Here is a 13,162-nt window from a genome sequence, read left to right as displayed (position 1 = left end):
CAATTACGCTGAATAATTCGGTACTATTAAACATTAGGACTAGAGTTGTGAGTTTTGTGTGGTAACTCAACTGATGGCTCTAGTCCTCTTATTTTTCAAGTCAATTTCTTATCCGCGATTCGGGTTATGTATAAATTTGAATACTCTTTAAATTCACGATAAGCATTTGTTCTAATTAGTTTTTCAACATAATCGGGATCAATTTGAATATCAATAATCATATGATTAGCAAATTGTTTAGAATTAAGTTCTTTTAGAGTAAGCTCAGAAATTTCATTGTTAGATTCAGAGTCTATAATTTTTATTGAAAAGCAATCATTTTGATTTAATTGAATCACTGCTTTGAGGTATTCAATTTGTACTAAGGAATAATCCTTTAAATGAGTATATAGAGGAATGTGTTCACGACTATGTAATCCTGAAATAACTTCATCACAAGAAATTTCGATTTTTTTATAAATTTTGTTTAAACAGTTATCAAATATATTCATTTTAAATTTTGGGTTTAATTAGAATTAAATTATAGAATAATATGATAAAAAAGAGGGTTTTAAACCCTCTCTAGTCTACTTATCTTTCGGCTCAGGCGGCGTCATCCCAAACTGCACATACGCCTGATTGGTCGCGATACGACCACGCGCAGTACGCATCGCATAACCTTGCTGAATCAAATAAGGCTCAATCACATCTTCAAGTGTGCCAGAGTCTTCAGCCATTGCTGCCGCCAAAGCCTCAACACCCGCGGGGCCTCCATCAAAACGCTCAAGCAACATGGATAAATAACGACGATCTAACGTATCTAGACCATCTTTATCCACATTGAGCATATCTAAAGCACGTTGAGCCATTTCTTTGGTGACTTCGCCATTGCCTTTGACTTGTGCATAATCACGCACGCGACGCAGCAAACGATTGGCAATACGTGGTGTACCACGCGCACGACGTGCAATTTCCAGCGCACCATCAGCTGTGGTTGGTACATCCATTAAGTTTGCAGAGCGCGCCACGATATGCGTCAAATCTTCAACAGAATAGAACTCTAAACGCTGAACAATACCAAAACGATCACGCAAAGGCGAGGTGAGGAGTCCGGCACGCGTGGTGGCTGCCACCAAAGTGAATGGCGGTAAATCCAGTTTAATTGAACGCGCACCCGGCCCTTCACCAATCATGATATCAAGTTGATAATCTTCCATGGCAGGATAAAGAATTTCTTCAATCACGGGAGACAGGCGATGAATTTCATCAATAAATAAAACGTCACCCTCCTCTAAATTGGTCAGCATGGCTGCCAAATCACCTGCACGTTCCAATACAGGACCAGAGGTAGATTTGAGGTTGCCACCCATTTCACGCGCAATAATATTCGCAAGCGTGGTTTTCCCTAGACCGGGTGGACCAAAAATCAAAGTATGATCAAGTGCCTCACCGCGTCCACGCGCAGCACCAATGAAAATTTCCATTTGCTCACGTACTACAGGCTGACCAATATAGTCTTCAAGTGAGGTCGGGCGAATGGCACGATCAAAATGATCTTCTGGTTTCTCAGAACCACTGATAATACGGTCTTGCATAGTTGAGCTGATTTAACCTATTTATTCATTGATTTTAAAGCCGCGCGAATGATATCGGCTGCTTCAGTATATTCTGCTTTGACTGCATTAATCAGTTTTTGTGCTTCGGCAGGTTTATAGCCTAATGATTGTAGCGCAGCTTCAGCTTCAGCCACCGCAGAATTGCCTGTAAATTGAATTTGTGAAGTATTGGTATGGGTCGAACCACCTGATACAGCAAAGTTTTTAAAACGATCACGAAGTTCGATCATCAGGCGTTCTGCCGTTTTTGCACCAACACCCGGAACTTTGACTAATGTTTTTACATCGCTATGTTCAACGGTATGGATCAACATTTCTACGCTGAGGGTTGAAAGAATACCCAAAGCCATTTTAGGGCCAACACCGTTTACTTTGAGTAAAGTACGGAAAATGATTTTTTCTTGTTGCTGCATAAAACCATAAAGTAGCTGTGCATCTTCACGGACGGCCAAATGCGTCCACAGAGTAACTTTTTGACCTTTTTGTAATTGGCAGAATGTAGACAGAGGAGTGTCGATTTCATAGCCCACACCATTTACATTGAGTAGAACTGTTGGTGCTTCGAGTGCAAGCACTTCACCAATTAGGCATCCGATCATTGAGTTTATTCACTTCTTTGTTGATGGTTAAATAGTAATGAGAGTTTATATTATTGGCAAAATAATTTATGGGATATTTATTCTTACCAACACGGTTCACCTTTCACCACAAATTTGACCACTCTGTAATTAGAGTTTTCATTTACATGTTTATCAATACAGCTTTCATTTTTTGACTGTTGATTTATAAACGTGAACTTATATTCTTTTTCCTCAAAGTTCCAATTATGTTCCAAATAACGATTTAAATAGATTGATTTTAAGTGTTGATCACTGAATCGCTCGATTGGAATTCTTAGTTCAAGTTTTTTGGTCTGATGTGTCCAATGAAAATCAAATGACTCAGGTTGATTGAGCTGTTCAGGAAAAATGAGTTTGGCTTCATCACTCAGTTGTTTTGCAGAATCCGGTAGCATTTTAAGTCGTTCTTCGAGTGGCGTTTTCACATGAGGTTTGGTGTATTTTACTTCAAAACTACTTAACAGCTTTACGATGAGTACTAGAAAACCAATGATGAATCCAATGAACAATAATTGAATAATACCAGCCCAAAAATCATCTTCAGTTTGATTCATAACCATCACACACGACTATAATAATTTGTTCGAAGCCATAAATAATTCATAGAAACCCCACCTTATTGCCTTGTAACTCTTGCGCCAAGTTATAAGCCTGATGGTCTGAAAGTTTCGAAATAATATCCAACACTTGCATGATATTGTCATAGTGATCATCACTAAAACGAACCCCTAATCCTGAAATAATCGACAGCAGCCGACCTTCTTTAAAACTGTGTACTTTATCTGGTGTGGTCAGTGGAATAAAGGCATCTAAAATATGTTGCAAACTTTGATGCGCAATGATTTCGAGTCCTGCTTTTTGCGGATGCTCAAAAATCTTTTCACGAGCTAAGTTCTTCGCTTTATCAATGCCTTGTTCAATATCAGGTGAACAATACTGCAATAAACTGCCTTTCAGTTGACCTGACAAAATTTCAAAATGATGTTTAGCAAATGCTGTGGTGACTTCATCGACTAAGCGTTTCATCACACGTCCGCGAAGTGCAGCGATTTTCTGTTGCCAAGTGGTGTAAGGCGTTGCTAATTCTGATGGCTTACCATAATCACCAATGAGATCGAGAAAGATCGGTTCAACTTCTTCATAAGACAGCATATTTAAAATAATGCCATCTTCTAAATCAATTAAAGCGTAGCAAATATCATCCGCAGCTTCTAATAGATAGGTCAGTGGATGACGGCAAAAGTGGTATTCACCATACTGAATTAAACCAAGTTGCTCACCAATTTGTTTTAGAATGTCTTTCTCTGCTTGATAGCACCCAAACTTCGCACGTTGATTTGCAGGTGTATTGCCTTGAGAGTCGATGGTTTTTGATAACCACGGGTACTTTAAGTAAGCCCCTAAGGTTGCGTAAGTGAGGCGCATTCCACCGTCATTTGGGTGGTAGTCAATCTTAGTGAGTAGTCTTAAGCCTTGTGCATTGCCTTCAAACTGACGTACATCGGCTTGCTGTTCTGGAGACAGAGCTTTAAGGAAATCCCCATGGGAGGCGTCATCAAACCATTCACGAATGGCGTATTCACCTGCATGCCCAAAAGGAGGGTTGCCTATGTCATGCGCCAAACATGCCGCTTGAATAATCGCACCCACATCCGCAGGTGAAATCCAGATCGGTAATTCATTACGGATTTTTTCAGCAGCGAGCATACCGAGTGAACGACCAATGCAGGACACTTCTAATGAATGCGTTAAACGCGTATGAATACCATCATGCTGGGTAAGTGGGTGAACTTGCGTTTTACGATTCAGTTGACGAAAGCTTTGAGAAAAAATAATCCGATCATAGTCTTTGTGAAAAGGGCTTCGTGCCTGTTCAGAACTTTGTTTGGTGCTCCCGATCCGAACGGTAGAGAGTAAGTCAAGCCAAGGCATTTGAGTCATTGATCATTATTCTTTCATTGTTTGTTTCATCATGCCAAAAATTAGGGTCAGGCACTAGTCATGAGCGACATAATTTGTCTTATTACAGCGACAAGCTATAGCTTCACATCACTAAAAAGCTTCCAATTTAAATTTTCTAATTTTAATCATAGGACTTCTTTGGATAAGATTGAATGAAAGCTAAGTTGTAAATGCTGTACCAAGAATATGTGCAATTGCTATTGAATTTTATTTAAGATGACCTCATCTTAAAACCATAAATAAATATTCTAGAGAATTGAGATCTTATGTTATTTCATTTGCCGAAATTGCCTGCTGAAATTCGTGTCACCCATCTTAATGCACGTATTAACGAACAACGTAAGAAAATCGCTCAAAACACAGCGTCGAAGTTTGAACTTTTACAGTTATCTCAACAATTTTCAAAAGAAGCGAAAACGCGCAAGAAGAATAATCAGAAAGTTTATTTGCTCGATTTTAAAGGTGATATGGCAGCGTCTGCTGTAGAAAACCTTCGTGAAGAAATTACACTGATTCTTGCAACTGCAAAAGCGGGCCGTGACCGTGTGGTACTGCGCCTAGAAAGTCCGGGCGGTATGGTACATGGTTATGGACTTGCAGCAGCGCAGTTGGTTCGTTTACGCGATGCAGGGTTTAATTTAACCATTTGTGTCGATAAAGTCGCTGCCAGTGGTGGTTACATGATGGCATGTATCGCCAATGAAATTGTTTCGGCACCTTTTGCAGTCTTAGGTTCAATCGGTGTTGTGGCGCAAGTGCCGAATTTCAACCGTTTGCTGAAAGAGCATAATGTTGATTTTGAACTGTATACCGCTGGGCAATATAAACGTACGGTCACCATGTTCGGTGAAAATACCGAAGAGGGTAAAGCCAAGTTTGAAGAAGAGCTTCAGCAAACGCATAAGTTATTCAAACACTTTGTTGAAAAATACCGTCCTCAGTTAAACGTTGAAAAAGTAGCGACAGGTGAGCATTGGTATGGTGAAGATGCAATGGATTTAAACTTGGTGGATAAGCTTCAGACTTCTGATGAATATCTATTAAGTTTATTGATGCAACATGATGTTTACTTGATTCAGACTCGCCGTAAACCGACTTTAGGTGAAAAGTTAGGTCTGCAAGCGGCACAAATGGCAGATAGTTTAGTGCCTGCGGTTTTAAATAAAGTATTTGAAACATTGGCTAAAGCCAATTCAAATTTGGTGCAAATGCGTGATCCAAAACTTTAAGTTTTCAGTTCTAGATTAAAACTAAAGCCAGTCAAATGACTGGCTTTTTAATGGCTCATCTACCTTGGGTAAAATCAGGTTGATTTCTTTTTGAGTAAAATCAATCCAGTGATCATTGAGCCTAGTGTCGCAATCCACATATCTTTATGGGCATCCCAAATATCACCTTGTTGACCATTATAGTTTTCAGCTTCTTCAGGGGATAAGCCAATCGCAATCAGCCATTCGATCCATTCGTAAACCAAGCTGGTTGCCATTACGAACTGTACCACCAAGATCAATAAAACTTTGCCAGAAAGTTGAGGTAACCAAACTTGGAACAGTCTTAAAAATAAAGGATAGAGCAGTAATCCATAGGCAAAATGAACCAAACGATCATACATATTACGTGACCAACCCATGGCTTGGTTTAAATCAACATTCAAAATACTCAAGATCCATTCATTATAAGGAACATAAGAATAGAGGTAGTGCGCACCCAAAATATGAATCAGAAGAAAGCCGATATATAGCGCAAAACTGCAAAAACTGAGACCGATCTTTTTAAGGCAATAAAATAGAAATGCCAACATGATGGCCGTACCGATTTGATGTAAGGCATAAGAGGCATATTCAAGAGGATCAATACTGGCAAATACTAAAGCAATGAGGAGTAAGGCTAAAACGCAAAAGTGCCTATTGGTCAATGAAGTGTAAATCATAAGGTTATTATCGTTTTTCAAGTTTTGGCATTATATAAGAAAAATGCATGAGAAAATATTCATTCATTTTTAAACGGAACGTGAACGAGATGCGCTGTTTGAATCAATTTTCGAAAGTTTTAATTACTGAAATCCATTAAACTATTTTTATTTGCTTTTAGGTTAGATGATGACGGTGAAAGAAGCATATTTAGCAACTCAAAATTGCTATTTTAATTATGAATTTGAACAACTGAATTTAGTAGATGATTTTCCAGCAGAACTTTCAGTATCACTACGTGGCATGATGTATCGCCATGAAATTCAGTATCCAGATGTGACCTATTATGTTTACTTTAGTGAGTTGCTAACGGGTTGTGAATTGCAACGAATGAAAGATGATTGGGCGAAATATTGTCCTGCGGAATAAAAATTACTTCTAAATTTCCTCTCTCCTTGTAGGAGAGGGTTAGGGAGAGGTTGATACCCTCATCCCCTTGCGGAGCATGCTCCTCATCCCATAGGGAGAAGGAGTATAAGGTGGAAATAAAAAACGAAGCATTAAGCCTCGTTTTTTGATCTATCTAAAATCAGATCTTAGAAATCAAGTCAGCCACTTGTTTGGCTTGTTCAGCTGCATTACCTGTGTAAGTCGCAGGTGTCATTGTCGCAAGACGCGCACGGTCAGCAGCAGGAACCACTTCAAGTTCATTACCATTCACGAAATCAACCATCATGTCACGAGTCATTGCTTGACCACGCGTCAGGGCTTTTAATTTTTCGTATGGTTTTTCAACATTATAACGACGCATGACGGTTTGAATTGGCTCAGCTAATACTTCTTGTGCATTGTCTAAGTCTTCAAGAATACGATCAGCATTGAGTTCAAGTTTACCAATACCTTTACAGCAAGCTTCAAATGCAATCAAGCTTTGCGCAAAACCCACACCCATGTTACGAAGAACAGTAGAGTCAGTGAGGTCACGCTGCCAGCGAGACACAGGAAGCTTTTCACCTAAGTGAGCAAGTACCGCATTAGCAATACCTAAGTTACCTTCAGAGTTTTCAAAGTCAATTGGGTTGACTTTGTGTGGCATGGTTGAAGAACCGACTTCGCCTTCTTTCAAACGTTGTTTGAAGAAACCTAGAGAAATATAACCCCAAACGTCACGGTTGAAGTCGATCAAAATTGTGTTGAAACGACGAAGCGCATCAAAAAGTTCCGCCATGTAATCATGTGGTTCGATTTGCGTGGTGTACGGGTTGAACTGTAACCCTAAAGATTCTACAAATGCTTGAGAATGCGCAGGCCAGTTGATTTCTGGGTAAGCAGAGTAATGCGCGTTGTAGTTACCGACTGCACCATTGATCTTGCCCAACAATTCAACATTTTGAAATTGTTTGATTTGACGTGCAAGACGATACGCCACGTTTGCCATTTCTTTACCCAAAGTGGTTGGGCTAGCCGTTTGACCATGGGTACGAGACAACATCGGTTGATCTGCATGTTTTTCAGAAAGCGCAACGATGGAGTCAATGATTTGTTGCATTGCAGTCACGAGCACTTCACGACCGCTTTTTAGCATCAACGCATGAGACAAGTTGTTGATGTCTTCAGAAGTACACGCAAAGTGAATAAATTCACCGGCATTTCTGAGTTCATCAATGTGCGCAATTTTTTCTTTTAGGAAATATTCAACTGCTTTCACGTCGTGGTTGGTTGTACGTTCAATTTCTTTAATGCGGTTGGCATCATCTTCAGAAAAATCAGCAACAATCGCATCTAAAGCTGCATTGGTCTCATTTGAGAAAGCAGGCACTTCTGTGATTTCTGGACGATTCGCAAGGGCTTGTAACCAGCGTACTTCTACAGTCACACGAGCATGGATTAAACCAAACTCAGAGAGGAAAGGACGAAGAGCATCACATTTGCTCGCGTAACGTCCATCAAGTGGAGAAAGTGCAGTTAAAGCGTTCATAACGATTCCTTAGACATTGGAATTAAACGAAAAACGGTAAGCTCGCGCAGCATCAGTTAAACCACCTGAAACTGTAAACGAGCCAGATCTTGAATATCTTTTAACAGCCTACGTTTGGTAAAGATCATCGACCATGAACTTCCACCCGACTGACGCCATAAATGCGCCATTTGTAAACCTGTAAATAGGGATGCACGAATGCGATTGGTATGCGCCGTGTCTTTAAATGCCTCAGCACTGCCTTTGACCATAATCCGCGGATTAATCGAACCCGCTGTTTCGACATAGGTTTGAGCAAGATTGGCAATGATACTTGGATGCAGATAATTGTTATCGAAGAAAGACAGTTGTTTTAATATTTTTTGTTGTGATTTTTCAATGATGTCAATGAACTTCGGATTGCTATAGACTTTCTTTTCTAAATGCAACAATGCCATAGCATAAGACATGGGTAGTTTGGCATTGGCAAATTTGGGAATTCTAGATTTTGGGGAGGTTGTAAACGGTTGGGTAATGCTACTTTCTAATGTTTTGAGTCCGAGGGAAATGTCGGCAAGCTGATTAAAAAAATCTAAGGTTTGACAGTTTTGATTGGCATCAGGGCGAATATTTAAACTCGCCTTAATCAATTGTTCCAAATAAAAGTTACCGTTTTCACCAATACTCTGTCGTCCTGAGAGGGCAGTCATGTGGGTGAGCTGTGCCGATTGAAACACAGCGGCCAAAGCCAACGCTCTATTTTGACGAACATTCAGAGTTTGAGGCTGTTGAAACGGTAACTCTGTCATGACCGATATTCCTTTAAATAAAATCAGGTTTTGGCGCATTGGTATGATGAATCACACCACCACCTAAACAAACTTCATCTGCGTAGAACACTACACTTTGTCCTGGGGTCACTGCACGCTGTGGTTCATCAAATTCAACACGAACACCATTTGGCATTGTATCATCATTAAAAATCACACAGGCTTGATCAGGCTGACGGTAACGCGTTTTGGCAGTACAGCGGAAACCTGTTTCAGGAATCGCTTGCTCACCTGCTACCCAGTCAATCGCTTCTGACCATAAAATGGTACTTTGCATCAGTGGATGTTCATGACCTTGACCAATCACCAAACGATTGTTTTCAATATCTTTATGCAGAACAAACCAAGCGCCTTCAGCAGCACCTTTTAAGCCGCCCATACCAATACCACCACGCTGACCGAGCGTATAGTACATTAAGCCGTGATGTTCACCAACCTCTTTACCATCTTCCAGCACAATTTTTCCTGCTTGCGCAGGCAGATACTGTTTGAGGAAGTCATTAAAACGACGTTCACCAATAAAACAAATGCCTGTCGAGTCTTTTTTCTTCGCAGTTGCGAGTCCTAACTCTTCCGCGATACGACGCACTTCTGGCTTTTCGATTTCACCGACAGGGAATAAAGTCTTATTAATTTCACGACCATGAACCGCATGTAAGAAATAAGTTTGGTCTTTGTTTTGATCTACACCACGAAGGAGAGGTGCGTATTCTTCACCACGTGAATTTTTTAAAGTCTTACCGCGACGACAATAATGTCCAGTCGCAATGAAGTCTGCGCCTAGGTTGATCGCATGATCCAAGAACGCACGGAATTTGATTTCTTTATTACACAAAATGTCTGGGTTTGGCGTACGACCTGCAGCGTATTCTGCTAGGAAATGCTCGAATACACGATCCCAATATTCCATAGCAAAATTGGCTGTATGTAGTTTAATCCCAATTTTGTCACACACAGCTTGTGCATCAGCAAGGTCTTCCATCGCTGTACAGTATTCTGTACCGTCATCTTCTTCCCAGTTTTTCATGAAAAGTGCTTCAACTTGATATCCTTGTTGAAGTAAAAGCGCTGCAGAAACAGATGAATCTACACCACCCGACATACCGACGATGACACGTTGTTGCATAGGATTAGGCATCCAAATTTGAAATTAAGGGAGAGTTTTGGTGCTCATAAACGAGCGATAAAGGAAATTTTTGACCTGAAAGGGCATCTTTGACAGCTTTGATCACGAGTGGACTGCGTGCGCGAGCTGAAGCTTCAAGTTCATCGAGTGTCATCCACACTGCACCAATGATATCTGTATCAAGCTGGGCATCTGCATGATGTTTGATGTCTTTGGCTAAGAAACAGAATCTGTAATAGGTACGGTCAGGAAACATCGGTGGCGTATAAGTATATATGCCGAGTAGAGATTGAATCTCAACCTCATAACCTGTTTCTTCCATGGTTTCACGAAGGGCTGCTTCAATAATCGTTTCACCCACTTCAACATGACCTGCAGGTTGATTAAACACAGTATGCGTCACACCTTCTGTATGTTCTTCTACAAAAAGGAATTTTCCGTCTTTTTCAACAACAGTTGCAACGGTGACATGAGCAGTCCAAGCGGTCATAAAACAGCACCAGGGATAAGGATGCACTATTGTATAAAATTTTAGAGTGTGTGGCTATGTTGTAAATAACTTATTAAACGAGAAAATCATCAGTAAGTTTTTCTAAATCTTTTGAAAAAAGATTTAGAGCACATTCATTAATATCAATCTGTAGAGTGAGCTTTAAAGTTACATTTTCTCCAATAAGTATTTTTTGTTTGGCTTCTTTGATTTGTGATTTTAATTCAAAGGGGAATTCCCAAACCTGTTTTTCTAGATCGATGGCACAATTAGATAGATTAGTTTTAAGTGATTCAAATCTATCATCTACTTTAGTACTTCTTGTTTCTATAATCCAATTTAAAATTTCTTCATATAATTCACTATACTTTGAAGCTACATAATATAATCCTTTTAGATCTGAAGGTGTTCCTTGATCTGCAATAAACTTAGGCAATGCATCATTAATTAACCTGAATCGCGGATAAGAAATTGACTTGAAAAATGAGAGGACTAGAGCCATCAGTTGAGTTACCACACAAAACTCACAACCCTAGTCCTAATGTTTAATAGTACCGAATTATTCTGCTTAATTGATGATTTCTTTCTTAAATTTGAAGCAACCTATTGGAATTTCCTTAAACAAAGTCGTCGTTTCTCAAGAGTCCGAACCGCTCACTTGAGTATCTCAGAAATCACTTTTATTGCTATCTGGTATAAATGTTCTCATTTCACTAATTTCAAAGCCTTTTTCACATGGTTGAAACAGGATAAAAATCATTTATTTAAAAGCTTACCCTGTTACCAACGGATGATTCATCTGATCAATAGGCATCAATTAGCTCTACACGCTTTACATGTGGCACTGATGAAAGGTCAAGGTACACAATATTTATGGATTGATTCAACAACTTTGCCAGTTTGTAAAAATCAACGTATTCAGCGTCATAAATCATTAGTCCAAATTGCATCACGTGGTAGAAGCTCAATGGGCTGGTTTTATGGCTGTAAATTGCATATTGCGATGAATCAATTTGGTGAAATTGCCTGTTCTGCTTTGTCGAATGGACATGTTGCTGACATAAAAATGGTTGAACAATTGGTTGCTGGTATAAAAGCAAAACTTTATGGGGATCGAGGTTACATCAGCCAAGAATTAAAAAGTAGGTTACAAGATCAAGGTATTGATTTGATTACTTATCATCGGAAGAACATGCGGTCTGTTGAGCTCAGTGTGCCAGATGAATATCACTTAAAACAGCGCAATAAAATAGAAACGTTATTCAGCCTATTGAAAGGTCAATACAATTTAGTGACGAGTAAAGCACGCAGTGTTCGTGGATTTCTCAGTGGAATTTACGCCTCGTTATGTGCATATCAATTAACCCATCGAAATAAGCCAACAATTCAAATTATTGATTCATCAGCTTAAGCAGGATTCGGGTTAATTAAGTTATTTAGACTTTCTGCAATATATTGCAGGCAGGATAATCTTAATTGAGTCCAATCCGATAATTGATTTATCTCTTTAATATAGTGTTTTGGTTTTGTCAGAATCGAATAGGTTATATCGTTTTTAAGAAACTCTTTTTTTTCAATTTCATCAACAAAAATTTGCCCTAAATAATCGTATTCGTAAAAATCATCCTTTTCCAAAATTATTCGCTGTGCTTGTTCAGAGAGTTTTAATTGAAAAAAATTATTAACTTCTTTATCAAATATCTTTTTTGCTTTTAAACTACTTTTAAATAGGTAAGATAATTGTACCTTTAGTGTTCTAATAATATCTTGAGCTTTATCAAATGGAAAAGTCCATATTTTAGAGTCATTTCGAATGCTTTCAATAAACTCAAAAATTTTAGTATTATCGACCATATTTGAAAAATCAGCATCTTTATTTGTTCGCCAGAAATTTAAAGCTGACAATGTGGATTTATCTATAAAACAAAAAATGGGTATACCTTTTTGCCTAGCAACTAAAAACTCGTTATTTGTAATAGATTTACCATTTTCAATTACATGTCCATATCTATTTCCTACGATCAAAATAAGAATATCAGCATTATCTTTTACTATTTTTATACAGTTTTCAATCGTATTTAACTCTGGAGATATTGGAAAATTCTCATATTCGGACAATATTGGATTGTGTCCTGATATTTCTATGAATTCAGACAAGTCTACGCGTACTTGAGATAAGTCATAACATGTAGAACTAACAAAAATATTTATATTATTCATAAGTGTTTAGTTTAAAAGTCGTTTTAGGTATAAGAAGTATTGTAAAACCTTTTTCAATAGATTTAATATTTTATTAATACCCGAATCGCGGATAAGAAATTGACTTGAAAAATAAGAGGACTAGAGCCATCAGTTGAGTTACCACACAAAACTTAAAACTCTAGTCCCTATGTTTAATAGTACCGAATTATTCAGCGTAATTGATGATTTCTTTCTCAAATTTGAAGCAACCTATTGGAATTTTCTTAAGCAAAGTAATCGTTCCTTAAGAATCAGAACTGCTCATTTAACCATTTCAGAAATCTGTTTTATCGCTATTTGGTACAAATGTTCTCATTTCACTAATTTCAAAGCCTTTTTCACATGGTTGAAACAGGATAAAAATCATTTATTTAAAAGCTTACCCTGTTACCAACGGATGATTCATCTGATCAATAGGCATCAATTAGCTC

Annotated in this window: 15 protein-coding genes and 1 pseudogene; 4 read left to right on the top strand and 12 right to left on the bottom strand. The window is 38.6% G+C overall.

Annotated features, from left to right (window positions below):
• Positions 1–95: 95 nt before the first annotated feature.
• The 5 genes from AC5YD2_RS15505 to AC5YD2_RS15485 all read right to left on the bottom strand — a co-directional run bounded on the left by AC5YD2_RS15505 (position 96) and on the right by AC5YD2_RS15485 (position 4,156).
• Positions 96–491: a hypothetical protein gene (locus AC5YD2_RS15505; protein ID WP_496127181.1), complete on the bottom strand. Its 396-nt coding sequence runs from the start codon at positions 489–491 to the stop codon at positions 96–98.
• 75 nt (positions 492–566) lie between these two features.
• Positions 567–1,574 carry a Holliday junction branch migration DNA helicase RuvB gene (gene ruvB / locus AC5YD2_RS15500; protein WP_496127180.1) on the bottom strand — a complete coding sequence of 336 codons (1,008 nt, stop codon included), beginning with the start codon at positions 1,572–1,574 and terminating at the stop codon, positions 567–569.
• Positions 1,575–1,591: 17 nt separating this feature from the next.
• Entirely contained in the window at positions 1,592–2,194 is a 603-nt protein-coding gene (ruvA, locus tag AC5YD2_RS15495; protein ID WP_496127179.1) for a Holliday junction branch migration protein RuvA, read from the bottom strand.
• 83 nt (positions 2,195–2,277) lie between these two features.
• Positions 2,278–2,769 carry a hypothetical protein gene (locus AC5YD2_RS15490; RefSeq protein WP_496127178.1) on the bottom strand — a complete coding sequence of 164 codons (492 nt, stop codon included), beginning with the start codon at positions 2,767–2,769 and terminating at the stop codon, positions 2,278–2,280.
• Between the two features lie 46 nt (positions 2,770–2,815).
• Positions 2,816–4,156, bottom strand: a complete 1,341-nt coding sequence (locus AC5YD2_RS15485) for a deoxyguanosinetriphosphate triphosphohydrolase (RefSeq protein ID WP_496127177.1) — start codon at positions 4,154–4,156, stop codon at positions 2,816–2,818.
• A gap of 287 nt (positions 4,157–4,443) precedes the next feature.
• On the opposite strand from AC5YD2_RS15485, the gene sohB reads away from it, so the two are divergent.
• Complete coding sequence (gene sohB / locus AC5YD2_RS15480) at positions 4,444–5,406, top strand: protease SohB (protein ID WP_496127176.1); 963 nt, start codon at positions 4,444–4,446, stop codon at positions 5,404–5,406.
• Between the two features lie 74 nt (positions 5,407–5,480).
• Here sohB and AC5YD2_RS15475 read toward each other — a convergent pair whose 3' ends face one another.
• Complete coding sequence (locus tag AC5YD2_RS15475) at positions 5,481–6,107, bottom strand: DUF2238 domain-containing protein (protein WP_496127175.1); 627 nt, start codon at positions 6,105–6,107, stop codon at positions 5,481–5,483.
• Between the two features lie 169 nt (positions 6,108–6,276).
• Here AC5YD2_RS15475 and AC5YD2_RS15470 point away from each other — a divergent pair, with 169 nt between their 5' ends.
• Entirely contained in the window at positions 6,277–6,516 is a 240-nt protein-coding gene (locus AC5YD2_RS15470; RefSeq protein WP_496127174.1) for a hypothetical protein, read from the top strand.
• Between the two features lie 160 nt (positions 6,517–6,676).
• Here AC5YD2_RS15470 and purB read toward each other — a convergent pair whose 3' ends face one another.
• The 5 genes from purB to AC5YD2_RS15445 all read right to left on the bottom strand — a co-directional run bounded on the left by purB (position 6,677) and on the right by AC5YD2_RS15445 (position 11,007).
• The gene (gene purB, locus AC5YD2_RS15465; protein WP_496127173.1) at positions 6,677–8,065 is read right to left on the bottom strand and encodes an adenylosuccinate lyase; all 1,389 of its coding nucleotides are present in this window, start codon (positions 8,063–8,065) and stop codon (positions 6,677–6,679) included.
• Positions 8,066–8,121: 56 nt separating this feature from the next.
• Complete coding sequence (gene hflD, locus AC5YD2_RS15460) at positions 8,122–8,853, bottom strand: high frequency lysogenization protein HflD (RefSeq protein ID WP_496127172.1); 732 nt, start codon at positions 8,851–8,853, stop codon at positions 8,122–8,124.
• 13 nt (positions 8,854–8,866) lie between these two features.
• Positions 8,867–10,000, bottom strand: a complete 1,134-nt coding sequence (gene mnmA / locus AC5YD2_RS15455; protein WP_496127171.1) for a tRNA 2-thiouridine(34) synthase MnmA — start codon at positions 9,998–10,000, stop codon at positions 8,867–8,869.
• 4 nt (positions 10,001–10,004) lie between these two features.
• Positions 10,005–10,490 (bottom strand): NUDIX hydrolase, encoded by a 486-nt coding sequence (locus AC5YD2_RS15450; RefSeq protein ID WP_496127170.1) that lies wholly within the window; start codon positions 10,488–10,490, stop codon positions 10,005–10,007.
• A 73-nt stretch (positions 10,491–10,563) separates the two neighbouring features.
• Positions 10,564–11,007, bottom strand: coding sequence for a hypothetical protein (locus AC5YD2_RS15445; protein ID WP_496127169.1), 444 nt, complete (start codon positions 11,005–11,007; stop codon positions 10,564–10,566).
• A gap of 24 nt (positions 11,008–11,031) precedes the next feature.
• Between AC5YD2_RS15445 and AC5YD2_RS15440 the strand changes: the two genes are divergently transcribed.
• Complete coding sequence (locus tag AC5YD2_RS15440) at positions 11,032–11,901, top strand: IS982 family transposase (protein WP_496127168.1); 870 nt, start codon at positions 11,032–11,034, stop codon at positions 11,899–11,901.
• Here the strand turns inward: AC5YD2_RS15440 and AC5YD2_RS15435 are convergent.
• Positions 11,898–12,710, bottom strand: a complete 813-nt coding sequence (locus AC5YD2_RS15435) for a DUF4062 domain-containing protein (protein ID WP_496127167.1) — start codon at positions 12,708–12,710, stop codon at positions 11,898–11,900. The two genes, AC5YD2_RS15440 and AC5YD2_RS15435, sit on opposite strands and share 4 nt — an antisense overlap.
• A 169-nt stretch (positions 12,711–12,879) precedes the next feature.
• Here AC5YD2_RS15435 and AC5YD2_RS15430 point away from each other — a divergent pair.
• Positions 12,880–13,162 (top strand): annotated as a pseudogene (locus tag AC5YD2_RS15430) (IS982 family transposase); the annotation flags it as partial.

Source organism: Acinetobacter sp. CY73 (assembly GCF_059515865.1).
Note: the sequence above shows the minus strand (reverse complement) of the source record. Positions and strands in the feature narration are given on the sequence as shown.

Bases quoted from the DNA above. Each gene is read 5' to 3' on its own strand.
- AC5YD2_RS15505 (WP_496127181.1), bottom strand. From the start codon at position 491: ATGAATATATTTGATAACTGTTTAAACAAAATTTATAAAAAAATCGAA.
- ruvB (WP_496127180.1), bottom strand. From the start codon at position 1,574: ATGCAAGACCGTATTATCAGTGGTTCTGAGAAACCAGAAGATCATTTT.
- ruvA (WP_496127179.1), bottom strand. From the start codon at position 2,194: ATGATCGGATGCCTAATTGGTGAAGTGCTTGCACTCGAAGCACCAACA.
- AC5YD2_RS15490 (WP_496127178.1), bottom strand. From the start codon at position 2,769: ATGAATCAAACTGAAGATGATTTTTGGGCTGGTATTATTCAATTATTG.
- AC5YD2_RS15485 (WP_496127177.1), bottom strand. From the start codon at position 4,156: ATGACTCAAATGCCTTGGCTTGACTTACTCTCTACCGTTCGGATCGGG.
- sohB (WP_496127176.1), top strand. From the start codon at position 4,444: ATGTTATTTCATTTGCCGAAATTGCCTGCTGAAATTCGTGTCACCCAT.
- AC5YD2_RS15475 (WP_496127175.1), bottom strand. From the start codon at position 6,107: ATGATTTACACTTCATTGACCAATAGGCACTTTTGCGTTTTAGCCTTA.
- AC5YD2_RS15470 (WP_496127174.1), top strand. From the start codon at position 6,277: ATGACGGTGAAAGAAGCATATTTAGCAACTCAAAATTGCTATTTTAAT.
- purB (WP_496127173.1), bottom strand. From the start codon at position 8,065: ATGAACGCTTTAACTGCACTTTCTCCACTTGATGGACGTTACGCGAGC.
- hflD (WP_496127172.1), bottom strand. From the start codon at position 8,853: ATGACAGAGTTACCGTTTCAACAGCCTCAAACTCTGAATGTTCGTCAA.
- mnmA (WP_496127171.1), bottom strand. From the start codon at position 10,000: ATGCAACAACGTGTCATCGTCGGTATGTCGGGTGGTGTAGATTCATCT.
- AC5YD2_RS15450 (WP_496127170.1), bottom strand. From the start codon at position 10,490: ATGACCGCTTGGACTGCTCATGTCACCGTTGCAACTGTTGTTGAAAAA.
- AC5YD2_RS15440 (WP_496127168.1), top strand. From the start codon at position 11,032: ATGTTTAATAGTACCGAATTATTCTGCTTAATTGATGATTTCTTTCTT.
- AC5YD2_RS15435 (WP_496127167.1), bottom strand. From the start codon at position 12,710: ATGAATAATATAAATATTTTTGTTAGTTCTACATGTTATGACTTATCT.